At 60.4% G+C, this 21165-nt stretch carries 18 protein-coding genes; 15 read left to right on the forward strand and 3 right to left on the reverse strand.

The genetic code is table 11. The features are described from left to right. Positions 1 to 96: 96 nt before the first annotated feature. The 5 genes from rpsB (at position 97) to Q3Y53_RS03770 (ending at position 5880) form a co-directional block, all read left to right on the forward strand. Positions 97 to 813, forward strand: coding sequence for a 30S ribosomal protein S2 (gene rpsB / locus Q3Y53_RS03750; protein ID WP_006850376.1), 717 nt, complete (start codon positions 97 to 99; stop codon positions 811 to 813). 84 nt (positions 814 to 897) lie between these two features. Next, positions 898 to 1560, forward strand: coding sequence for a translation elongation factor Ts (gene tsf, locus Q3Y53_RS03755; RefSeq protein WP_303533011.1), 663 nt, complete (start codon positions 898 to 900; stop codon positions 1558 to 1560). 5 nt (positions 1561 to 1565) lie between these two features. After that, positions 1566 to 2687: a hypothetical protein gene (locus Q3Y53_RS03760; RefSeq protein WP_303533014.1), complete on the forward strand. Its 1122-nt coding sequence runs from the start codon at positions 1566 to 1568 to the stop codon at positions 2685 to 2687. A 32-nt stretch (positions 2688 to 2719) separates the two neighbouring features. Continuing rightward, positions 2720 to 5158, forward strand: coding sequence for an ATP-dependent DNA helicase RecG (gene recG / locus Q3Y53_RS03765; protein WP_303534014.1), 2439 nt, complete (start codon positions 2720 to 2722; stop codon positions 5156 to 5158). A gap of 20 nt (positions 5159 to 5178) precedes the next feature. Next, positions 5179 to 5880, forward strand: a complete 702-nt coding sequence (locus Q3Y53_RS03770; RefSeq protein ID WP_226423993.1) for a M15 family metallopeptidase — start codon at positions 5179 to 5181, stop codon at positions 5878 to 5880. On the opposite strand, the gene Q3Y53_RS03775 is transcribed toward Q3Y53_RS03770, so the two are convergent. Then, a complete protein-coding gene (locus Q3Y53_RS03775) occupies positions 5844 to 7601 on the reverse strand; it encodes an NADPH-dependent assimilatory sulfite reductase hemoprotein subunit (protein WP_303533017.1) in 1758 nt (585 codons plus the stop codon). The genes Q3Y53_RS03770 and Q3Y53_RS03775 overlap by 37 nt on opposite strands. 73 nt (positions 7602 to 7674) lie before the next feature. Here Q3Y53_RS03775 and glyS point away from each other — a divergent pair, with 73 nt between their 5' ends. Beyond that, the gene (glyS, locus tag Q3Y53_RS03780; RefSeq protein ID WP_303533019.1) at positions 7675 to 9840 is read left to right on the forward strand and encodes a glycine--tRNA ligase subunit beta; all 2166 of its coding nucleotides are present in this window, start codon (positions 7675 to 7677) and stop codon (positions 9838 to 9840) included. A 50-nt stretch (positions 9841 to 9890) separates the two neighbouring features. After that, positions 9891 to 10115: a hypothetical protein gene (locus Q3Y53_RS03785; protein WP_303533021.1), complete on the forward strand. Its 225-nt coding sequence runs from the start codon at positions 9891 to 9893 to the stop codon at positions 10113 to 10115. A 35-nt stretch (positions 10116 to 10150) separates the two neighbouring features. Here the strand turns inward: Q3Y53_RS03785 and chlP are convergent, their stop codons facing one another. Continuing rightward, a complete protein-coding gene (gene chlP, locus Q3Y53_RS03790) occupies positions 10151 to 11533 on the reverse strand; it encodes a geranylgeranyl reductase (protein WP_303533024.1) in 1383 nt (460 codons plus the stop codon). 108 nt (positions 11534 to 11641) lie between these two features. Between chlP and Q3Y53_RS03795 the strand changes: the two genes are divergently transcribed. Genes Q3Y53_RS03795 through ccsB form a run of 8 tightly spaced genes read left to right on the forward strand, consistent with a single transcriptional unit; the run spans position 11642 to position 20470 of the window. Beyond that, the gene (locus Q3Y53_RS03795) at positions 11642 to 12394 is read left to right on the forward strand and encodes a M15 family metallopeptidase (protein ID WP_303533027.1); all 753 of its coding nucleotides are present in this window, start codon (positions 11642 to 11644) and stop codon (positions 12392 to 12394) included. Next, positions 12391 to 14922 carry a U32 family peptidase gene (locus Q3Y53_RS03800; RefSeq protein WP_303533030.1) on the forward strand — a complete coding sequence of 844 codons (2532 nt, stop codon included), beginning with the start codon at positions 12391 to 12393 and terminating at the stop codon, positions 14920 to 14922. The genes Q3Y53_RS03795 and Q3Y53_RS03800 overlap by 4 nt, the downstream gene beginning before the upstream one ends. Before the next feature lie 57 nt (positions 14923 to 14979). Next, positions 14980 to 16788, forward strand: coding sequence for a translational GTPase TypA (gene typA, locus Q3Y53_RS03805; protein ID WP_226423986.1), 1809 nt, complete (start codon positions 14980 to 14982; stop codon positions 16786 to 16788). Then, positions 16788 to 17144, forward strand: a complete 357-nt coding sequence (locus Q3Y53_RS03810) for a DUF309 domain-containing protein (RefSeq protein WP_226423985.1) — start codon at positions 16788 to 16790, stop codon at positions 17142 to 17144. The genes typA and Q3Y53_RS03810 overlap by 1 nt, the downstream gene beginning before the upstream one ends. Positions 17145 to 17194: 50 nt before the next feature. After that, positions 17195 to 17632 (forward strand): LptA/OstA family protein, encoded by a 438-nt coding sequence (locus Q3Y53_RS03815; RefSeq protein WP_303533034.1) that lies wholly within the window; start codon positions 17195 to 17197, stop codon positions 17630 to 17632. Then, positions 17629 to 18357, forward strand: a complete 729-nt coding sequence (lptB, locus tag Q3Y53_RS03820) for an LPS export ABC transporter ATP-binding protein (protein WP_226423983.1) — start codon at positions 17629 to 17631, stop codon at positions 18355 to 18357. The genes Q3Y53_RS03815 and lptB overlap by 4 nt, the downstream gene beginning before the upstream one ends. Then, on the forward strand, positions 18357 to 19517 hold the full coding sequence (locus tag Q3Y53_RS03825; RefSeq protein WP_303534015.1) for an LptF/LptG family permease: 1161 nt from the start codon (positions 18357 to 18359) through the stop codon (positions 19515 to 19517). Before lptB ends, Q3Y53_RS03825 begins: the two co-directional genes overlap by 1 nt. Before the next feature lie 38 nt (positions 19518 to 19555). Next, positions 19556 to 20470, forward strand: a complete 915-nt coding sequence (gene ccsB / locus Q3Y53_RS03830) for a c-type cytochrome biogenesis protein CcsB (protein WP_226423982.1) — start codon at positions 19556 to 19558, stop codon at positions 20468 to 20470. 30 nt (positions 20471 to 20500) lie between these two features. On the opposite strand, the gene Q3Y53_RS03835 is transcribed toward ccsB, so the two are convergent. Next, positions 20501 to 21064, reverse strand: a complete 564-nt coding sequence (locus tag Q3Y53_RS03835) for a glycine zipper 2TM domain-containing protein (RefSeq protein ID WP_226423981.1) — start codon at positions 21062 to 21064, stop codon at positions 20501 to 20503. Positions 21065 to 21165: the final 101 nt, after the last annotated feature.

A 21165-nucleotide genomic window follows, 5' to 3' on the forward strand; every position in this document is an offset into this window, starting at 1 on the left:
TCCGCACACCTGCCCGTTTCGGGTGCACCGTGAGACCAGCTCTTGTTGGTTGTTCAGGTCCCTGGCAGGTGGAGGCGAACCCGAAACCCTCAATCCATGGCTGTCGTAACCCTCGCCGAGATGATGGAGGCTGGTGCCCACTTTGGGCACCAGACCCGTCGTTGGAACCCCAAGATGTCGCGCTACATCTACTGCGCGCGCAACGGCGTTCACATCATCGACCTTGTGCAGACCGCCGTCTGCATGAACAACGCCTACAAGTGGACTCGTTCTGCTGCCCGCAGCGGCAAGCGCTTTCTCTTCGTCGGTACCAAGAAGCAGGCCTCTGAAGTGGTGGCGCTTGAAGCCGCCCGCTGTGGAGCCTCCTATGTGAACCAGCGCTGGTTGGGCGGCATGCTCACCAACTGGACCACCATGAAGGCCCGGATCGACCGTCTCAAGGATCTGGAGCGGATGGAGTCCAGTGGCGCTATCGCCATGCGCCCCAAGAAAGAGGGTGCGGTGCTGCGTCGTGAACTCGAGCGTCTCCAAAAGTATCTGGGTGGCCTCAAGAACATGCGTCGCCTACCTGATGTGGTGGTCTTGGTGGACCAGCGTCGTGAGTCGAATGCCGTGCTCGAAGCCCGCAAGCTCGACATCCCCCTGGTCTCCATGCTGGACACCAACTGCGATCCGGACCTCTGTGAGGTGCCGATTCCCTGCAACGACGACGCCGTTCGTTCTGTGCAGCTGATCCTTGGTCGTTTGGCTGATGCGATCAATGAGGGCCGCCATGGCTCCAACGATCAGCGTGGTGGTGACAGCGAAGGCTGATCTCCTCTGACCGCTAAGTTCACGCCGCTGATTCCAAACAGGGAATCGGCGGCGATTTAATTTCCCTTCTCACTGCTCCGACCGATGGCTGCTGCCGTATCCGCCAAGCTTGTCAAAGAACTGCGCGACAAGACCGGCGCAGGGATGATGGATTGCAAAAAGGCCCTGGCCGCCACAGAAGGCGATGCCGACAAGGCCGTTGAGTGGCTCCGTCAGAAAGGCATCGCCAGCGCTGAAAAGAAATCTGGTCGCACCGCCGCCGAGGGCGCCATCGGCAGTTACATCCACACCGGTGCCCGCGTGGGTGTGCTGGTTGAGGTGAACTGCGAAACCGACTTCGTGGCACGGGGCGACATGTTCCAGTCGCTACTTCGTGATGTCTCGATGCAGGTGGCGGCATGCCCCAACGTCGAGTACGTCACCACCGACGAGATTCCCGACGAGATCCGTGAGCGGGAAAAGGCGATTGAGATGGGCCGTGACGATCTCGAGGGCAAGCCTGAGCAGATGAAGGCAAAGATCGTTGAAGGTCGCATTGGCAAGCGCCTCAAGGAACTCGCCCTGATGGAGCAGCCCTTCATCAAGGACAGCTCCATCACCGTTGCAGACCTGGTGAAGCAAACCGCCGGCAAGATCGGCGAGAACGTGAAAGTTCGTCGTTTCACCCGTTACACCCTGGGTGAGGGCATCGAGGTGGAAGACAACGATTTCGCTGCTGAAGTGGCGTCCATGCAGAACGCCGGCTGATTCCCTTGTCCGAACCGGACGTCAAGCCTGCTTACGACCCGTCAGAACAGCTGGCACGCCTACAACGGTTGTGCCGGCTGAGGGCCATTGCCCTCTACAGGGAGCAGGCTCTCTATCTTCAAGTGCTGCGGGAGCTGCTGGAAGGAGCCACCCGTCAGGCCCTGTTCAATCTTCTTGGTGAGGTTGATCCCTCCCGTTTCAGTCGGCTGCCCGAGTCGACCCGTCAGAATTTCCATGCGTCGGTTACCGACCTGATTGACCGCTGCAGCGTTTTGCTCACGGTGGAGCAGTTGATGCAGCTGGTGCGGCAGATGCAAGATGAGCAACGGCGTCAGCAGGCCCATGCCAGCCGAAGCATGCTGCAGAAGCTCAGTCGCCAGACCCAGGACAGTGCACCTGAGCTCGAAAGCCCGGCACCTGGTCTGCCACGGGAGGAGCCCAGTGGTTCCATTCGGTTGAGCTTGGCTTCACCGCTTGAGTCCCCCCAGGACAGCGCTGCTCAGGATCCCGTCACGGAACCGGTCCCTGAACCAGAGGAAGCCAAATCGTCCGGAGATCTGGATGTGCTCCGCTCACTGTTCGAGCTGGCCGGTGATGCCATGCAGCAGGCTCAACAGCCCCTTGAGCCCGGTATTGATCTGGATCAATCGGTTGAAGGCAACGACCACTTTCTCCCCAGTGAGCCGGATGCGCTGTTGCACTGGATCCACGCCATGGATCAGGCGCTTGAGCGACGCCTTCGCAACTTGTCCCACGCTGTGAATGTGCAGATGCTGCGGTCAGGGCTGGCCCAGACCCTCCTGCCCATCAGCCTTCTTGATGCTGTCTTGAAGGGACAAGTCGAAACGCAGCCAACCGCTACGAACGTGCTTCGCCTGCGCCTCCCTCTGGCCGTCGGTGAGATCGACCAGGGCATGGATGTGCTCTGTGTGCTCTTACGCAGCAACGATCTGGAGTTCGACAGCCCACGTCTGCGTCAGTGCCGCAAACGATTGCGCGCTCACCACCATGCTCTGCTCACAATGGTGCGGCAGCAACGTCATTGGCAGCGTCGCTCCCTGGATCGTGAGGCCCGGACCCATTGGCAGACCCCATCCGATTCAACGCAGCAGCTGAGCGGGGACTGACCGGCGAGCAGCTGTCGCTGCTCCTGGCATGGATGCTTCCCATTCAGCGCTCGCTGGGGTTGGAGGCTGACCGTGGTTTTCAGAATCTGCAGGGTCGCCAGCAGCGGTTTCACGACTTCCTGCAGCAGCAGCTCGCCGCCCCACCGGCAGTGCCATTCCCCCAGGGTGTCAATGAGCGAATGTCCAAGCTCAGCTCAGGCTTTGCCGATTATCCGGACCTCGCTGATCCTGCCCGCCGTCGCTTGGTCACCGATGCCCGTCAGTGGCTGCATGAGCTGCGCCATCGCTTGGAACCCTCGGCTCCCATGGCACCGCCACGCCTCAAGGTGGAGGCGTCTACCCAGAAGCGGACCTCCTCCCCGCTGCAGCTCGACAGTCCCATCACCCAGATCCGTGGTGTGGGGCCGAAATTCGCTGCTCGGCTGGCCTCGATCGGCCTACTTCTGGTGAGTGACCTACTCCGCTATTACCCCCGCGATCATGTCGATTACTCCGCGATGCGCCGCATTGAGGCGCTGGTGTCGGGGGAAACAGCCACGATCGTTGCCACGATTCGTCGTTGCAACGGATTTGTCAGCCCGAGGAACACCAACCTCGCCATCATCGAGCTCCAGCTGCAGGATCCGACGGGTCGCCTGAAGGTAAGCCGTTTCCTGGCGGGCAAACGCTTCAGTTCTCCGGCCTACCTCAAAGGCCAGCAGCGCCTCTACCCCGTTGGTGCCACCGTGGCCGTTAGTGGTCTGGTGAAAGACGGCCCCTACGGCATCACCTTTCAGGATCCATTGATCGAGGTGCTGGACAGCCCCTCGTCTCCGGTCAAATCCCCCAGCATCGGGCGACTTCTCCCGGTGTATCCCCTCACCGAAGGGGTCGGAGCTGATCGTTTCCGCAGCCTGATCGATCAGGTCTTGCCCCTCGCGGCATCCTGGTCTGATCCTCTCCCCGCCGCGCTGCAGCGGCAATTCCATCTGCCGACGCTGGCGGATGCCCTGCAGGCCCTGCATGCGCCCAAGGATCGCGAGAGCCTCGATCAGGGACGCCGCCGGTTGGTGTTCGATGAGTTTCTGCTCCTGCAGCTCGGCCTGTTGCGCCGACGCCAGGCGCTGCGCTCCCGGAAGGGACCGGACCTGGATCTTCAGTCCAGTTCCAATGGGCTTGTGGGGGAGTTCATGGCTCTGCTGCCCTTCCACTTCACCGCAGCCCAGAAACGCGTGTTTCAGGAGATCGAAGCTGATCTGGCGCGCACCGAACCCATGGCCCGTCTGGTGCAGGGGGATGTCGGCTCTGGAAAGACGGTGGTTGCCATTGCAGCGTTGCTCAGCACCATTGCTTCGGGCTGGCAGGGGGCCCTGATGGCCCCCACGGAGGTGTTGGCCGAGCAGCACTACCGCAACCTCTGCCAGTGGTTGCCGCAGCTCCATGTCAGCGTCGCGTTGCTGACGGGATCCACGCCACGGCCCCGCCGCCGGGAGCTGCTGGATGACCTAGCCAATGGTTCCCTGAAGGTGCTGGTGGGCACCCATGCTCTGCTCGAGGATCCGGTTGTGTTCAACCGCCTGGGGCTGGTGGTGGTGGATGAACAGCACCGTTTCGGTGTGCATCAACGAGATCGCCTGCTCAACAAGGGCTTGCAGCCTCATCTGCTCACCATGACGGCAACACCGATCCCACGGACCCTGGCGCTCTCGATCCATGGGGATCTGGATGTCAGCCAGATCGATGAATTGCCTCCAGGGCGAACACCGATTCGCACTCGCATGCTCACGGCTGGAAAGCGGGAGAAGGCCTATGAATTGATCCGTGAGGAGGTGCAGCTGGGCCAGCGGGCCTATGTCGTTCTGCCTCTAGTGGACGAGTCGGAAAAGCTCGAGCTTCGCTCAGCCGTTGAGGTTCACGCTGAATTGGCCTCGGAGGTTTTTCCTGATCTGGCAGTTGGTCTGCTGCATGGACGTCTCTCCAGTGCCGACAAGCAGGCGGTGCTGACCGATTTCGCTGCGGGCAAGACCCAGGTGCTGGTTTCAACCACGGTGGTGGAAGTGGGGGTGGATGTGCCTGAAGCCAGCGTGATGGTGATCGACCATGCCGAACGCTTTGGCCTGGCGCAGCTGCATCAGTTGCGGGGGCGCGTCGGCCGTGGTGCTGCTGCCTCCCATTGCCTGTTAATCAATGGCAGCTCCAACCCTCTGGCCCGCCAGCGTCTGGATGTGCTGGTGCGCTCCACCGATGGCTTCGAGATCGCCGAGATGGATTTGCGCTTGCGCGGGCCTGGACAGGTTCTGGGGACCCGTCAGTCGGGCCTGCCTGATCTGGCCCTTGCCAGCCTTGCTGATGATGGTTCCGTTCTGGAGGACGCACGAACAGCTGCCCAGGGGCTGTTAAAGCATGATCCCGAGCTCGAGCAGCACCCGTTGCTGCGCGAGACCCTCGATGCACAGCAGCGTCGCCTCAGCGGCGGCACCCCTTTGAACTGACCCATCCCATTGCAGTTTCGATGCGCCCCTGGAGCCCAATTCCGATCGAAGATTGCGGAGAGCCCTTGCAACTGCTGCCTCCCGATTTGTTGCGGATGGAACCCCATCCGTACATGACGCTCGGGGCACCCTATGGGGCGTCGGGAAATCCTTTCCAATTGCGTTTGGGGGTCGTTCAGCGCCTGCTAGACGCTCAGCAGCGGTTGATCGAGCACGACCCCAGCCTGCGACTCAGCATTTTTGATGCGTGGCGGCCGATCGCCGTGCAGGCCTTCATGGTGGACCACAGCATTGCTGAACTCTGCCGTGATCGCGGTGTGGAGGTGCGCTCGGGGGACGCCTTCGATCAGGTTTTGGCCGATGTGGGGCGGTTCTGGGCCGCTCCCAGTCGGGATCCCGCCACACCGCCACCCCACAGCACCGGTGCTGCTGTCGACCTCACCCTCAGCAGTAGCGATGGAACGCCGCTGGCCATGGGTGGAGAGATTGATGCCATTGGTGCGGTGTCTGAACCGCAGCACTACGCCGGTCGGGAGGATTCCGAAGCTCGGCGCTGGCATCAACGCCGGCAGTTGCTTGCTGAAGTGATGGGATCAGCCGGCTTTGTTCAGCATCCAAACGAGTGGTGGCACTACTCGTTCGGCGATCAGCTCTGGGCCTGGCGAAAGGATGCAGCTGTGGCGGTCTACGCCGAGGCCGTCAACAGCGCGCTCACTTCCTGATCGCCCAGCTTCTCGATGTGGTCCCCGAAGCTGCGTCGTCCGCCCGCAGCTTTCCAGCTGAGGAGGAGCGGCTCAAGGGTTTTTTCCAGATCGTCCAGGGGGAGTTTCTCCATATACGGGCGCGCAAGACGCTGGAGGTTCGGGGTGCCGCCCAGCCACAGCTGGTACTGGTTGACCCCGTTGCCCACCAATCCCAGCTCAGCCATGTAAGGGCGAGCGCAGCCGTTGGGGCAACCGGTCATGCGCACCAGAAGAGACTTCTCAATCTCGAGCCGCCGCAGCTGGGCATCAAGGCGATCCAGTACATCCGGAAGGATGCGCTCCGATTCGGTGATCGCCAGGCCGCAGGTGGGCAAGGCCGGGCAGGCGATGGCATGTCTGGCCAGGGGGGCTGGAGCTTCAGGCACCTCAAACCCAAGGGCTTCCAGCTGGGTTCGAATGCTGGCGCGCTGGGAGGTGCCGATGTTGCATAGCAGTAGGTCTTGATTGGCGGTGAGACGAATCTCCAGCTGGTAAGTCTCCACGAGCTGCCTGAGCCCTGCCTTGAGCTCTCCGTTCAGACGACCGCAGAGCAGGGGCAGTCCCACAAACCACATCCCAGCCTTTTGTCGATGCCAGCCGAGGTAGTCCAACAGCTTGGCCTTCGGCTCATTGCGCAGCCCCTTGAGGCTTCCCTTGAAATAGGTCGCACACAGGGTGTCGCGGAACCATTGGATGCCCTTGTCATGCAGCAGGTACTTCATGCGGGCGTGCTTGCGAACCTCCCGATCCCCGTGGTCCCGTTGCAGAGCCAGGATCGCCTGAACCACATCCAGAACGTCGGCTGCATCGACGTAACCCAAGGGATCCGCTGTGCGAGCGAAGGTTTCCTCCTTGTTGTGGGTGCGACCCATGCCACCGCCCACGTAGACGTTGCAGCCCCGCAGTTCGCCGGAGGGGTCGGTGAAGGCGACCAGGCCGATGTCCTGGGTCAGCAGGTCAACGGAGTTATCCCCTGGCACGGTGACGGCCACCTTGAACTTCCGGGGCAGGTAGGTATCCCCGTAGAGAGGTTCTTCAGTGCTGCCGGAAAAAACGCCGCCTTCGCTTTGGCGCTTTCTGGTCTTCTGAACGGCTCGGCTGGGCTTGAAGCGATAACTCAGGTCACCATCCACCCAGAGGTCGAGATAGGCCCCCTCGGCCGCCTCGGGGCTGAGCAGATCGGCAATTTCATCGGCGAGGCGCCGTGCCACGGGATAGCCGCCTTTCTCAAAAGGAGCTGGGGGTGCCATCACGTTGCGGTTGATATCGCCGCAGGCCGCCAGGGTCGAGCCCATGTTGCGAACGATGGTGCCGATCACCTCTTTCAGATCGGCCTTGGCGATGCCGTGCATCTGGAAGGCCTGACGGGTGGTGGCTCGCAGGGTGCCATCCCCAAGGCGGTTGGACAGGTCATCGAGGGCGAGGAACAGCCTGGCGGGGATGCGTCCGCCCGGACTGCGCAGCCGCAGCATCATTTGCCAACTGCGGACCTTGTCTGTCTTGCGCAGTTCGCGGTGGTGCTGTTGGTAGCTGCCGTGAAACTTCAGCAGTTGAACAGCATCTTCCGTGAAGCGAACGTCGTCGTTGCTGAGCTCGCTCAACAACGGGTCGCGCAGATGGTCGCTATCCAGCTTGCGCTGCTCCGCCTTGGACAGCGATTGAGTTCCTGATTCCGCCACTGCCAAGGAGCCTTCCCCCACCCCGAAAAGGTTTTCTTGATTTGAACGTAGCGAAACGGCTTCCAATACAGTCGCTTTCGGCTCTGACCTTGGCGTGACGGCAACCTTTCTTCTGGAAATCGGCACCGAGGAGCTTCCTGCCGATTTCGTCAGGCAAGCGCTTGATCAGCTGCAGCAGCGGGTCAGTCGTGATCTGCGTGAGGCAAGGCTGGCCCATGGAGCGGTGTTGGTGTTCGGCACCCCCCGGCGTCTGGTGGTCTCCGTCGCTGAGCTGGAGGACCGCCAGCCCGATCTTCAGGAAGACCGCAAGGGCCCTCCTGTGGCTCAGGCCTTCAAGGACGGCATCCCAGGGCCTGCGGCGATCGGTTTCGCCAAGCGTTGCGGTGTTGATCCCTCAGCCCTTGAGCAGCGTGAAACTCCGAAGGGGCCTTGCGTCTTCGCAACCGTGCTCACCCCCGGTCAAGCCAGTGTTGAACTGCTCCAGGGGCTGATTCCCCAATGGATTGATGCTCTCCAGGGCCGGCGGTTCATGCGCTGGGGCACCGGAGCCCAGCGCTTCAGCCGCCCCATTCGCTGGCTGCTAGCGCTCAAGGGGTCAGAGGTGATCCCTGTGGTGCTCGACGGCGCTGACCCCGAGGTCCGCAGCGATCGTTTGAGCCGTGCCCACCGTCTCCATGGTGACGAGCCACTGTCCATCGCATCAGCGGAGGTGTTTGGTGAAACCCTCGCCGCCGCCGGCGTTGTTGTCGATCGTGCGGAGCGGGCCAAACGGATTCGCACCAGCCTTGATCAGTCGGCTCAGGCCGCCAATGGAACACCCGACTGTCCGGAGTCTCTTTTCGAGGAACTGGTGGACCTGGTTGAAGATCCCAGGATTCTCGAGGGGACCATTGCTGAACGGTTCCTTCAGCTTCCTCCGGAGGTGATCAGCACGGTGATGCAGGCTCACCAGCGTTATGTGCCACTCCAGGTGCCTGGCCTGGAGGCTGACCCGCTCCGTCTCACCGCTGAGGCTGTGCTTCGGCCCCAGTTCCTGTTGGTGGGCAATGGCCTGGCCCCGGCGTCTTCACTAATCGTTCGTGGCAATGAACGCGTGCTTGGAGCGCGCCTGGCGGATGCCGAATTTTTTCTGGACGTTGACCGACGTCAATCCAGCGCATCTCGGCGTGAAGCCCTTGATCGCGTCACCTTCGCTGAAGGGCTGGGCAGTCTTCTGGACCGCTCCGAGCGGATCGAGCGGCTGACGGGGCTGCTGTTGAAGCAACTCGGTCTTGATCAGAGCGTGGCGGATGCGGCCCAGCGTGCCGCTCATTTCTGCAAGAACGATCTGGTCAGCCAGATGGTGGGCGAGTTCCCTGAACTTCAGGGCCTGATGGGGGGCAAATACCTCCTGGAGGAGGGAGAACCTCGCGATGTCGCTCTCGCTGTGGTGGAGCACTATCTGCCCCGGGGCGCCGGTGATGCCCTGCCCGCAACCCTCGCGGGAGCTGTTGTGGCCTTGGCGGAACGGCTTGAGCTGCTGCTCAGCATCTTTGCCAAGGGAGAGCGGCCGACAGGATCCTCCGACCCCTATGCCCTGCGGCGGGCCGGCAATGGCGTTGTGCAGATTCTCTGGGGTATGGCTTGGCGCCTTGACCTCATGGCGTTCCTCAACAACGCCGTGGCGGAGTGGGCTTCCCTTTTCCCTGCCTTTGGGGTGGATTCCAGCCAATTGCACAACGACCTCTGTCAGCTGATGCGGCAGCGGATCGTGTCTCAACTGGAAGACGACGGCTTTGCTCCCGATCTGGTGCAGGCTGTTGCTGGTGATGCCGTCTCCAGCCAGCGTCTGCTCAGTGATCCCCTGGATGTGAAACAGCGGATTCAGCTGTTGCGTGACCTTCGGGACAGCGGTCAGCTGGATGCCGTCCAGGCGGTGGTGCAACGGGCAGCCAAGCTTGCTGAAAAAGGTGATCTGACACGGGATCAGCTTGTGGCCGGCGATGTGGTTCAGCCCGAGCGCTTCGAGTCAGCCAGTGAGAAGGATCTGTTCGCCGCTCTGGAGCAGCTGCAGCCACTGGCTCAGCAGCGGTCGTATCAATCCCTCGCCGATGCGCTTGTCGCAGCAACTCCGGCTCTCCAGGCCTTCTTTGATGGTGACACCAGCGTGATGGTGATGGTCGACGATTCCGCGCTGAGGCTCAATCGACTCAACCTGTTGGCCGTTCTGCGCAATCAGGCATCGGTGTTGGCTGAGTTTGAATCGATTCAATCCAAATAAATGGCAGTGCTGGCCTCTCGGCTCAGCAGGGGCCAGTCCATTCAGCTGCAATGCCTGATCAAGAGACAAACACCACCCAGCAGCCTGTGGTGATCCGCCAAGGTGGCCAAGGTCTTGAAACCGTGATTGCGGCGGTGATCCTTGCTGCCGCCGCCGTTTACGCCATCAACGTCTGGTCGACGACCAAGAAAGAAACATCCCCCGCCAAGAACCTTGAGCAAGGGATTGAGCAGATTAAGAATGCAGCTGGCAAAGCGATCGAGTCGCGCAACTAACCAGCAGCTTCAGCGATTTTGTGGGCCGGACTCCCTCAGGAGACGCCGGCCTTTTCCTTCGACTCGGAACCTGTGGAGTTGGACCCCTTGGATTCACCGGCCTGAGCCTTGATCTGTTGGGCCGCTTCCTCCGCAAGGAAATCGCCGTCTGAACGACCAACAGCCGACGGAACAGGGTTGTAATCGGATGGAGCCAGGGCCTCGCCCCGGATCAGGCTGCCCAGGGTGCGGAGGGTGAGCTTGATCTGCTGCCAGGGGTTCATCATCACCACCCGCTTGTACAGGTAGCTGTCGAAGGTCAGCTTCTGCACGTCCTTGTCATCGCACATCTCCACGAACGCTTCGCGGGCAGCGTCGTTGCGGTAGAAGATTCGCTGCAGGATGTCGAGCACGACATAGGTGGCACCGTATTTACGGTCCCAGCGCTTGAGGTAGGTCGACTTGATCTGTTTTTCGGTGGGGATGGAAGCACCGTTGTTGGAGATTTCAACGATCGCTTCCGCACACATCCGGCCGCTCTTGGCAGCGAAATAAATGCCTTCACCGGAGCTCTTGGTGACATAGCCCGCTGCATCGCCCACAAGCGCCATGCGGCCCACGACCCGTCGCGGACGGGGGTGCTCAGGAATCGGATGCGCTTCCACCTTGATCACTTCACCCTGGAACAGACGCTTGTTGGCCCGCTCGCGGATGCCTCTCTGCAGACCCTTGATCAGGCTCTGGTTCTGCTGCATGGTTCCCGTTCCCACGGCCACGTGGTCGTATTTGGGGAACACCCAGGCATAGAAGTCAGGTGAGACGTCCGTTCCGACGTACATCTCAGCCAGATCCTCGTAATAGGTCATCTCTTCAGCAGGAAGCTTGATCCTTTCCTGGAAGGCGATGGCCACGTTGTAATCACCGGCGTCCATGGCTTTCGCCACCCGGGAGTTGGCGCCATCGGCACCGATGATTAGGTCCACGGCCAGGGTCTTCGGCTCACCGGTGGGGCCACCACCGCTGTAGTCCGCGTAATGGATGGTGTACGGGCCCTGACGGTCTGTGCCTGTGTCAATCTTCTGCACCAGGCCATTGATCAGGGTGGTGCCCAGATCGGCGGCCCTGTTGCGCAAGAAGGCATCGAAAACCTCACGACGGCACATGCCGATGTAGGCGTTTTCGTCGTAGCCGAGGGGATCCAGCTTGATGTCCACCTCTCTGTTGGAGGGGGAAATCATCTTCATGTTGCGGACCTTGCGGTCGATGATTTCGTCGGGGAGGTCGAACTCCTCGACCATGCAGAGCGGAATCGCCCCACCACAGGGTTTGGCATTGTCGAGTTTGCGCTCGAACAACCAAGTCTCGATACCTGCCTTGGCCAGAATTTCGGCAGCACAGGAGCCACTGGGGCCACCGCCGATCACCGCAACTCGCAACATCTCAGCCCGTCTCCGCTGGATTGTTTTGTGAAGCTATCACTGTCACATCAACCATTGTGGGTTGATCTGGCTGCTGCCTTTACGATCGAAACAACACGCATCAGCGCCTTGGTTCGGGCCTCCTCTGCGCGACGCACCGAGCGGGAGGATATTCCGGTCGCCCGTCGAACACGACAGCCGCGTCAACGCAAGGGAAATGGCGCAGCTGGTCTGCTGTTTGGTCTTGTTCTTGTCTGTGCTGGAAGCCTGGCTGCAGTGATGCTGCTTCCAACCTTGCTATCCCGTCGTCAGCCAACGCAGACCCTTGAGATTTCAGGTTTTCGTGAACGTCCCGACGCCGATGGCCGTCTCCTCGGTCACTTCCCCTATGGAGAGGCGGATGCCGATCAACTCATCGTCTTTGAACCGGGGATTGAGCTGAATGTGGAGGCCGCCGCCGCCCTCGACACGATGATGCGTTCAGCCTCAGCTGACGGGGTCGATATGCGTCTGCTCAGTGGATTCCGCTCTCTGGCCCTCCAGGAATCTATCTTTTTTGATGTGGCCTCCGAACGGAACCAGACCGCAGAAGAGCGTGCCCAGGTGTCGGCTCCACCGGGGTACTCCGAGCACAGCACTGGTTATGCCGTTGATCTAGGCGATGGCCGTTTTCCTGAGACCAACCTCTCCCAGAGCTTTCAAGACACCGAAGCATTTCGCTGGCTTCAGGATCACGCGGCCCGATATCACTTTGTGTTGTCTTTTCCTAAGGGCAACAAACAGGGCGTGATGTACGAACCCTGGCATTGGCGTTACCAGGGCAATGCGGATGCATTGCGTTTGTTTGAGCCGGCCAGTCGGTTCTCCAGGCGCGACCCTTGAATGTCCCCGAACTGCTATCTCCCGCCGGCGACTGGGCTGCGATGAAGGCGGCTGCCGCCTCCGGTGCCGATGCGGTGTATTTCGGCGTTGATGCCTTCAACGCTCGTCAGCGGGCTGAGAATTTTCGACTGGATGACCTGCCTGAGGTGATGCAGTGGCTGCATCAGCGGGGGGTGAAGGGTTTCCTCACCTTCAACGTGTTGGTGTTTAGCGATGAATTGCAGGCAGCGGCTCAATTGTTGATCGCCGCAGACCGGGCGGGGGTGGATGCGGTGATTGTCCAGGACGTGGGGCTCTGTCGCTTGGCCCAGCGGCTGGTTCCCCACCTCTGTGTGCACGGCTCAACCCAGATGTCGATCACCAGTGCAGCGGGGATTGCCCAGGCGGCTGCGCTCGGTTGTCAACGGGTGGTGCTGGCCCGGGAGCTGGCCCTGCGTGATCTTGAGCGCCTGCAGAGACAACTGGTCCAGCGGCACCTTTCGATGCCCTTGGAGGTGTTCGTGCACGGTGCCCTTTGCGTCGCCTATTCCGGTCAATGCCTGACCAGTGAATCCCTCGGGCAGCGCAGTGCCAATCGAGGTGAATGTGCCCAGGCCTGTCGCCTGCCCTACGAAATGGTGGTGGATGGTCAACCCCACTCCCTGGAAGACCAGCGCTACCTCCTCTCGCCCCAGGATCTGGCGGCCTGGGAGTTGCTGCCGGAATTGCAGCGCATCGGCGTGGCCAGCCTCAAGATCGAAGGTCGCCTAAAGGACGCTGCCTACGTGGCAGCCGTCACCGACGCCTATCGGCAGCGACTGGATCAGATCCCCGCTTCGGCACCGCAGGTGCAACGCCAGCTTGAGCTGGCATTTTCCCGAGGTCTGTCCACCGGTTGGCTGGAAGGGGTGAACCATCGCCGTCTGGTGCATGGCCGCTGGAGCAAGAAGCGGGGCCCGCTGCTGGGGCAGTTGCTGCGGGTGGAACGGGGTGGTTGGTTGCATCTGCGTAGCAGGGAACAGCTGCAAGCCGGTCAGGGCCTTGTGCTGGAACAGCTGTCGTCTGACCCCCTGCAGCCGCCTCGGGAGATCGGTGGTCGGATCATGGTGTGTGAGCGGATGGGAGACGAACGCTGGAAGCTGCGCCTTGGGCCCGAGCGTGTGGATGGCTCTGGCTTGAGACCTGGCGCTTCGGTCTGGCTCACCAGTGACCCCGATTGGCAGTCCCGTTGGCAGCGTGCTGCCCGCCGCAGGGTGGAGGCGCGTTCTCGGAATCTGGCGTTGCGGGTGTCCGGTCGGCTGGATGCACCGCTTGAGTTGCACCTGCTGGCACCCCAGGGGGTGGATCTGCAGGTCAACAGCACCATTCCGCTGCAGAGCGCTTCGCAGCGTCCCCTGGATCGGGAACGGCTTGAGCAGCAATTGGGACGCCTGGGGGGAACCGGCTGGTCGCTTCAGCATCTGGAGGTCCAGCTGCAGGGCGATCTTTTTCTGCCTATGGCGGAACTCAACCGCATGCGCAGGGCCCTGCTGGAGCGGTTGGAGGCCTCGCTGGATGACAGCACCGATTCAGTCCCTGGCCCTGCACCCTCCAAAACGGCAGACCCAACAGAGCTGCTGGCCCAGATGTGCCCCCCAGCTGAGGCTTCCCCCAGCGAGACCAAGCCAGGCTTGGTGGTGCTGGTGCGCAGCCTGGATCAGTTGCAGGCCTTGGTGGATCTCGCCGGCACGGGCCTGCCGATTCGCTCGGTGGTGGCGGATCTCGAGCAGCCCCGGGAGCTGCGGGAAGCGGTGGCGATCGGTCGAGGCTGCTGGCCGGAAGGTGTTTGGTTGGCCGGGGCACGGATCACACGGCCCGATGAACGCTGGAGCCTTGAACCTCTGATTCGCGCCCGTCCCGACGGCTTCCTCGTGAGAAATGCCGATCAGCTGGAGGTGCTAACGCCGCTGGCCCCCTGCATCGGCGACTTTTCCCTCAACACCGCCAACCCCCTGAGTTTCCACTGGTATCGCGACCACTGGAAGCTGCAGCGACTCACGGCCAGTTACGACCTGAACCTTCAGCAACTTCTGGATCTGGCCGCCGCCGTTAATCCAGCGCTTCTGGAGGTCACCCTGCATCAGCACATGCCGTTGTTCCACATGGAGCATTGCTTGTTCTGTGCGTTCCTCTCGGACGGCAAGGACCACACCGATTGCGGTCGTCCCTGTGAGAAGCACCACGTCACCCTTCGGGATCGCAGCGGGGTTGAACATCCCCTGCGTGCTGATCTGGGCTGTCGCAACACCCTCTTCAATGGAACGGCGCAATCGGGCGTTGAGGCGCTTCCGTCGCTGCTGAGGGCGGGCGTGCGCACCATTCGGCTTGAACTTCTCGATGAAGATTCCGCTGCGACGCGTCGGCGCGTCAGCCTTTACGCCGAGGCTCTGGCGGGTCGGATGGCCACCCAGGACGTCTGGTCCCAGGAGCAGATCCACCACCAGCTCGGCGTCACCCGCGGCAGCCTGCGCAGCAAGGGTCCGGAGCGCACCAGTCGATTCTCACGTTGAGATAACCTGTCGCACTGCGCCTTTGGCGTTCTTCACAAATACGTACGGTCAGCCCGCATGAGCGCCAACAACAAGGCGATCCGCAACATCGCGATCATCGCCCACGTTGACCACGGCAAGACGACTTTGGTCGATTCGCTGTTGGCGCAGTCAGGAATTTTCCGCGACAACGAAGCAGTCCCCACCTGTGTGATGGACTCCAACGACCTGGAGCGTGAGCGCGGCATCACGATCCTGTCGAAGAACACGGCAGTCACCTACAAGGACACCCGGATCAACATCGTTGATACGCCTGGTCACGCCGATTTCGGTGGTGAAGTGGAGCGGGTGTTGGGCATGGTCGACGGTTGCCTGCTGATCGTGGACGCCAATGAGGGGCCGATGCCCCAGACCCGCTTTGTGCTGAAGAAGGCCCTCGAGCAGGGCCTGCGTCCGATCGTGTTCGTCAACAAGATCGACCGTGCCCGGGTGGATCCCGAGACCGCCGTCGACAAGGTGCTCGATCTGTTCATCGAACTCGGCGCTGACGACGATCAGTGCGATTTCCCTTACTTGTTCGGCAGCGGTCTTGGAGGCTTCGCCAAGCCCGACATGAAGACAGATAGCGACAACATGCGTCCGCTGTTCGACGCCATCCTGCGCCACGTTCCGCCCCCGGTTGGTGATCCGGAGAAGCCCCTCCAGCTGCAAATCACCACCCTTGACTATTCCGACTTCCTTGGTCGGATCATCATTGGCCGCGTTCACAACGGAAAAATCAAACAGGGTCAGAACGCAGCGCTGATCAAGGACGACGGCAGCGTCAAGAAGGGCCGCATCAGCAAGCTGCTGGGCTTTGAGGGTCTCCAGCGCGTCGAGATCGAAGAGGCTTCCGCCGGTGACCTGGTGGCCGTGGCTGGCTTTGACGACGTCAACATTGGCGAAACCATCGCCTGCCCCGATGAGCCGACCGCTCTGCCGTTGATCAAGGTGGATGAGCCCACCCTGCAGATGACCTTCGTCGTCAACGACTCCCCGTTTGCAGGTAAGGAAGGCAAATTCGTCACCAGCCGTCAGGTTCGTGACCGCCTGCAGCGAGAATTGCTCACCAACGTGGCTCTGCGTGTCGAAGACACTGATTCACCAGACCGCTTTGCTGTGAGTGGTCGCGGTGAGCTGCACCTCGGCATCCTGATCGAGACGATGCGCCGTGAGGGCTATGAGTTCCAGGTTTCCCAGCCTCAGGTGATCTACCGCACCATTGATGGCACGCCCTGCGAGCCGGTTGAAACCCTGGTGATGGATGTCCCTGAGCCAGCGGTTGGCAGCTGCATCGAAAAACTGGGCACCCGCAAGGGTGAGATGCAGAACATGGAAACCAGTGCTGATGGACGCACCCAGTTGGAGTTCATCGTTCCCTCCCGCGGTCTGATCGGTTTCCGGGGTGAGTTCATCCGAGCCACCCGCGGCGAAGGAATCATGAGCCACTCCTTCTATGAATACCGGCCGATGATGGGTGACTTCGACACACGCCGGAACGGTGTGCTGATCGCCTTCGAAGAAGGAACGGCCACCTTCTATGCACTGAAGAATGCCGAGGACCGTGGCCAGTTCTTCATCAGCCCGGGCACCAAGGTCTACAAGGGCATGATCATCGGGGAATACAACCGGCCCCAGGATCTGGAGATCAACGTTTGCAAGACCAAGCAGCTCACCAACATGCGTTCCGCGGGTGCTGAGGAATTGGATACGCTGCAAGCACCGATTCAGATGACCCTTGAGCGGGCTTTGGAATACATCGGTCCAGACGAGATGCTCGAAGTCACCCCCGAGTCGATTCGTTTGCGCAAACTTCCTGGCAAGAAGCCGGCCAAGTCCAAGCGCTGATGCCCCAGGCGGATCCCCGCTTTCAGCAGGGCCTGGAGCTTTTCAACGCCGGTGAGTGGTACGCCGCCCACGATCTGTTTGAAGAGCTCTGGCATGAAACGGCTGATCCGGAGCGGCGCAGCCTGCAGGGAATCCTTCAAGTGGCGGTTGCCCAGCTGCATCTGCAACGGGGCAACCGTCGTGGTGCCACGATCCTTTTCGGCGAAGCCCTTGGACGTCTGAAACGTCCCGGGACTCCTGATCTAGGCCTCAACCTTGATGCTCTCTGCCAAGCGACGCAACAACGGCTTGAAGCCCTTCAGCAGGATGGGGATCCCGAGTCATGCACTGTCCCTGTTCTTGAGTACATGCGCTGAAGCGCCGGTAATCTCAACGAATTCGAGCAAATTGCGTGGCAGGTAAAGCGATGCTCCGTTTCGGGGGCCTTTTTTTAGCTCTGCCCCTTCTGGCCGTCATGTGCCCTCTGGATGCGGTCCAGGCTCAGCAAACTGCTGATGCAGGCGTCATCACGATTGAGTCCGATCTGCAATCGGCCGACAACAGCACGGGTGTGATCACTGCCACCGGCAATGTTCGCTTGGTGCATGCCGGTCGTGGTTTGGTGGCCACCAGCCGACAGGCCCAGTACTTCACGGAGGAAGACCGGATTGTGCTGAGTGGTGATGTGGATGTGATCCAGGCCGATGGCAATCAGCTCCGCGCCGATCGCTTCACCTATTTGCTGGAGGAAGGCCGCGCAATTGCCAGCCCCGTTCCGGGCCAGCAGGTGTTCAGTCAGTGGTCTCTCACTCCTAGCCAACCCGCTCTGGATCCTGCTCCTGCGGCAAACCCGGTAACCCCATGACCCTGGAACTGTCGAATGTCTCCATCACCCTTGGGGGCCGCCAGTTGGTCAAGGGTTTGAATCTGAAACTTTCCCCAGGCGAGGTGGTCGGCCTGCTGGGTCCTAATGGAGCCGGTAAAACCACCACCTTCAATCTGGTGATCGGTCTGCTGTGCCCTGATCAGGGCGAGGTGACCTTGAACGGTGAGCGTGTCACCAGTCTGCCAATGCCCGAACGGGCACGGCTTGGGGTGGGTTATTTGCCCCAGGAAGCCAGTGTTTTTCGCAATCTCACGGTGCGTGAAAACCTTGATGTTGCCCTTGAACAGACCGATCTCAGTCCCGAGCAGCGTCGGGATCGGCGCCAGCAGTTGATTGAGGACTTTCACCTCACCGCGTTCATCAATCGACGTGGCTTCCAACTCTCCGGGGGTGAACGTCGCCGATGTGAGGTGGCCCGGGCGCTGGCTTCGGGTGCCAACGGTCCGACATATCTGCTTTTGGATGAACCCTTCGCCGGCGTCGACCCGCTTGCGGTAGCGGATCTTCAGCTGCTGATCGAGGAGTTGCGGTCCCGGGGTATGGGGATCCTGATCACTGATCACAACGTGCGAGAAACCCTGGCCACAACTGATCGGGCTTACATCCTCAACGATGGTGCGGTTTTGGCTGCAGGACATTCCGAGGAGGTGGCGGCTGATCCACAGGTGCGTCGTTATTACCTCGGGGAGGGATTCCAACTGTGATTTTGGATCGTCTCAAACGCGCCACCTGGATGCGGCTGGATCTCCTGGATCGCTGGTTGCTCAAGGAGCTTCTGGGTCCGCTGCTGTTCTTCATTGCCCTGTTCACCCTGCTGCTGCTCACGGGCGGCGTGATGTTTGAACTGGTGCGGCAGATGGTCGACAAGAACCTGCCGATCACGATTGCAGTTCAGGTTCTGCTGTTCAGCATTCCGCGTTGGTTGGCCTTCTCAGTGCCAATCGGAACGCTGATGGCATCGCTGTTCGTGTTCACCCGCCTGTCAGCGAACAGTGAACTCACCGCTCTGCGAAGCCTCGGGATCAGCACAGTGCGGATGATTAGCGCGGCCCTGGCTCTGTCCATGGTGATGACGCTGTTCACCTTCGTCCTCAACGACGTGGTGGTGCCCCGCAGCCAACGCTATGCAGAGGTCACCCTCAAGAAGTCACTGGGGCGTTCTCTTGCCAGTGAGACAGGACGCGACATCATTTACCCCCGTTTCGGGACCCGCTTTGATTCCGACGGTGAAGAGGACGGCAAGGGGCTGAATCAACTCTTCTATTCGAGGAAGTTTCAGAACGGTGAAATGGTGGACGTGACTGTTCTTGATTTCACCCGATCCGGTTTCACCCAAATGTTGCGTGCAGATCGGGCCATCTGGAATGAGGGCCAGGCCAGTTGGGACTTTCTGGATGGCCAGATTTTGACGTTGGCCGCCAACGGCAGCTCAACCAAGGCCGATTTCGATCGTTACGTCTATCCCCTCGGTTCCGGTCCGGTGCGCCTGGCAGGGATTGAAAAGGATGCCGTCAACATGACAGTTGCCGAAGCTTTGCAAGCCCAGAGGCTGTATGAAGAGGCCGGCAGCATCAAGGAAGCCCGCAAAATCCGTGTGCGGATCCAGGAGAAGTTCACGGTTCCGATGGCCTGTCTGGTGTTTGGCTTGTTTGGAGCCACCCTCGGCGCTCAGCCCAGTTACAGAAGCAGCAGAAGCTTCTCGTTTGTGCTCACCCTCGGGATCATCGCTGTCTATTACGTGATTGGTTTCAGCTTCAGTTCCCTGGGAGTCAAGGGCACCCTGCCGCCGATCCTGGCGGCTTGGCTGCCTGTGATGTTGTTTCTAGGCGCTGGTGGTCTTTTGCTGAAACAGGCCAGTCGCTGATTGGCCGAGGCAGAATCGGCGTGTCTTCGGGGAATGGTGTGCTGAACACGCCTTTTGAGCTGGTCACCAGTCTTGGATTTGCTGGTTTCGTGTTGCTGTTGCTGGCCATGCCCTTGGCCTTCTGGGCGGTGTCCAGTCAGTCCCGTGCAGGCTTGGTTCGCTTGTTGGTGGCTGTTGCCAACCTGCTGTTCACGACACAGCTGATTCTGCGTTGGTGGCAATCCGGCCACTTCCCGATCAGCAACCTCTACGAATCCCTGTGTTTTCTGGCCTGGGCCTGCACCCTCACCCAGTTGTTGGTGGAACGGGCCTGGCCTTCTCCAATCGTGGCAGCAGCAGCCACACCCATGGGTCTTGGTTGCATTGCCTTTGCCAGCTTTGCTTTGCCGGATCAATTGCAATCGGCGGCGCCCCTTGTTCCTGCCCTGCGCTCCAGCTGGTTGGTCATGCACGTGAGCGTGATCATGGTGAGCTATGCCGCCTTGCTGGTGGGATCGCTGCTCTCCTTGGCGGTGTTGGTCACGGATCGTGACCAGGCTCTGGAACTTCGCAGCAGTTCCATTGGCAGTGGTGGATTTCGTCAGGCTGCCTCGATCGCCAACGGTGGTTCTGTTCAGCTGCAATCGGTGCAGTTGAGCACAAATGAACAACTCGACAGCCTCAGCTACCGCACCATCACAGTTGGCTTTTTGATGCTCACGGTGGGCATCGTCAGTGGTGCTGTTTGGGCGAATGAAGCCTGGGGCAGCTACTGGAGCTGGGATCCCAAGGAAACCTGGGCCTTGATCTGCTGGCTGGTCTACGCCGCTTATCTGCACACCCGCCTCAGCCGCGGTTGGCAGGGTCGACGCCCAGCTCTTGTTGCGGTGGTGGGTCTTGTTGTGATCGCTGTTTGCTACATCGGCGTGAATCTGCTGGGCATTGGCTTGCACAGTTACGGCTGGTTTTTCTGACAAGCTGCCTGCGTGCACTCGATCAAGGGCTCAACCACCATCGATCTGACATCCGACCAGGGCACCGCCAACGGCCCCAGCGGGAATCGACCAGATCCAGTTGTCCTTTTTGGCGAGTGCGCCTCCCAAGGCTCCCCCAAGAACACCGCCAGCGAGGCTTCCTTCCAAACAGGAATTGTTGTCCACAGCAGAATGGTCCACGACGACGGTTTTTCCGCTTGACGTTGTTGGTGAATGATCTGGATGGTTATGGGCGCGGTGCCCCTGCTGGTGCTTATGGCTTTTGCGCCCATGGAAATGCAGGGTCTTGGGACAAGGGCGTTCGACCCTTTCCTCTCGACTGCTGACGTACCCAGGCTTGTCCCGGGTTCCGGGATGGTAAGTCTCAACGTATTGATTCTGATAGCAAGTCTTTGTCCTGGAGTATGTGTTGTTGGCTAGGGCTGGTTGATTCACGACCGTCGTCATCACGACTCCAGTAATAAGTCCGGAAAAAATATTCTTCATGACGGAGGAGTTGCTTTGTTGATTCATTCTGCATTCCTGAACGAGAAAGACTCTGACAACTTCAGTTGAATCTGTGACAGGATGCATCTGTGCATGAACTTATTGCTTTTTTGATGTATTCATCGTAATGAGTTTTTTGTCTTCGATTCAATCCCCCAGATGAGGGATTAATTCTTTGGCCCAGATCC

The sequence above is a fragment of the Synechococcus sp. YX-04-1 genome (assembly GCF_030546365.1).
Classification (GTDB): domain Bacteria; phylum Cyanobacteriota; class Cyanobacteriia; order PCC-6307; family Cyanobiaceae; genus Parasynechococcus.

What these genes read in the sequence shown, in the direction of transcription:
- Q3Y53_RS03835 (WP_226423981.1), bottom strand. Translation starts at nt 21,064, where the DNA reads ATGCATCCTGTCACAGATTCAACTGAAGTTGTCAGAGTCTTTCTCGTT.
- typA (WP_226423986.1), top strand. Translation starts at nt 14,980, where the DNA reads ATGAGCGCCAACAACAAGGCGATCCGCAACATCGCGATCATCGCCCAC.
- tsf (WP_303533011.1), top strand. Translation starts at nt 898, where the DNA reads ATGGCTGCTGCCGTATCCGCCAAGCTTGTCAAAGAACTGCGCGACAAG.
- Q3Y53_RS03785 (WP_303533021.1), top strand. Translation starts at nt 9,891, where the DNA reads ATGCCTGATCAAGAGACAAACACCACCCAGCAGCCTGTGGTGATCCGC.
- Q3Y53_RS03770 (WP_226423993.1), top strand. Translation starts at nt 5,179, where the DNA reads ATGCGCCCCTGGAGCCCAATTCCGATCGAAGATTGCGGAGAGCCCTTG.
- Q3Y53_RS03810 (WP_226423985.1), top strand. Translation starts at nt 16,788, where the DNA reads ATGCCCCAGGCGGATCCCCGCTTTCAGCAGGGCCTGGAGCTTTTCAAC.
- recG (WP_303534014.1), top strand. Translation starts at nt 2,720, where the DNA reads ATGCTTCCCATTCAGCGCTCGCTGGGGTTGGAGGCTGACCGTGGTTTT.
- lptB (WP_226423983.1), top strand. Translation starts at nt 17,629, where the DNA reads ATGACCCTGGAACTGTCGAATGTCTCCATCACCCTTGGGGGCCGCCAG.
- rpsB (WP_006850376.1), top strand. Translation starts at nt 97, where the DNA reads ATGGCTGTCGTAACCCTCGCCGAGATGATGGAGGCTGGTGCCCACTTT.
- Q3Y53_RS03815 (WP_303533034.1), top strand. Translation starts at nt 17,195, where the DNA reads ATGCTCCGTTTCGGGGGCCTTTTTTTAGCTCTGCCCCTTCTGGCCGTC.
- chlP (WP_303533024.1), bottom strand. Translation starts at nt 11,533, where the DNA reads ATGTTGCGAGTTGCGGTGATCGGCGGTGGCCCCAGTGGCTCCTGTGCT.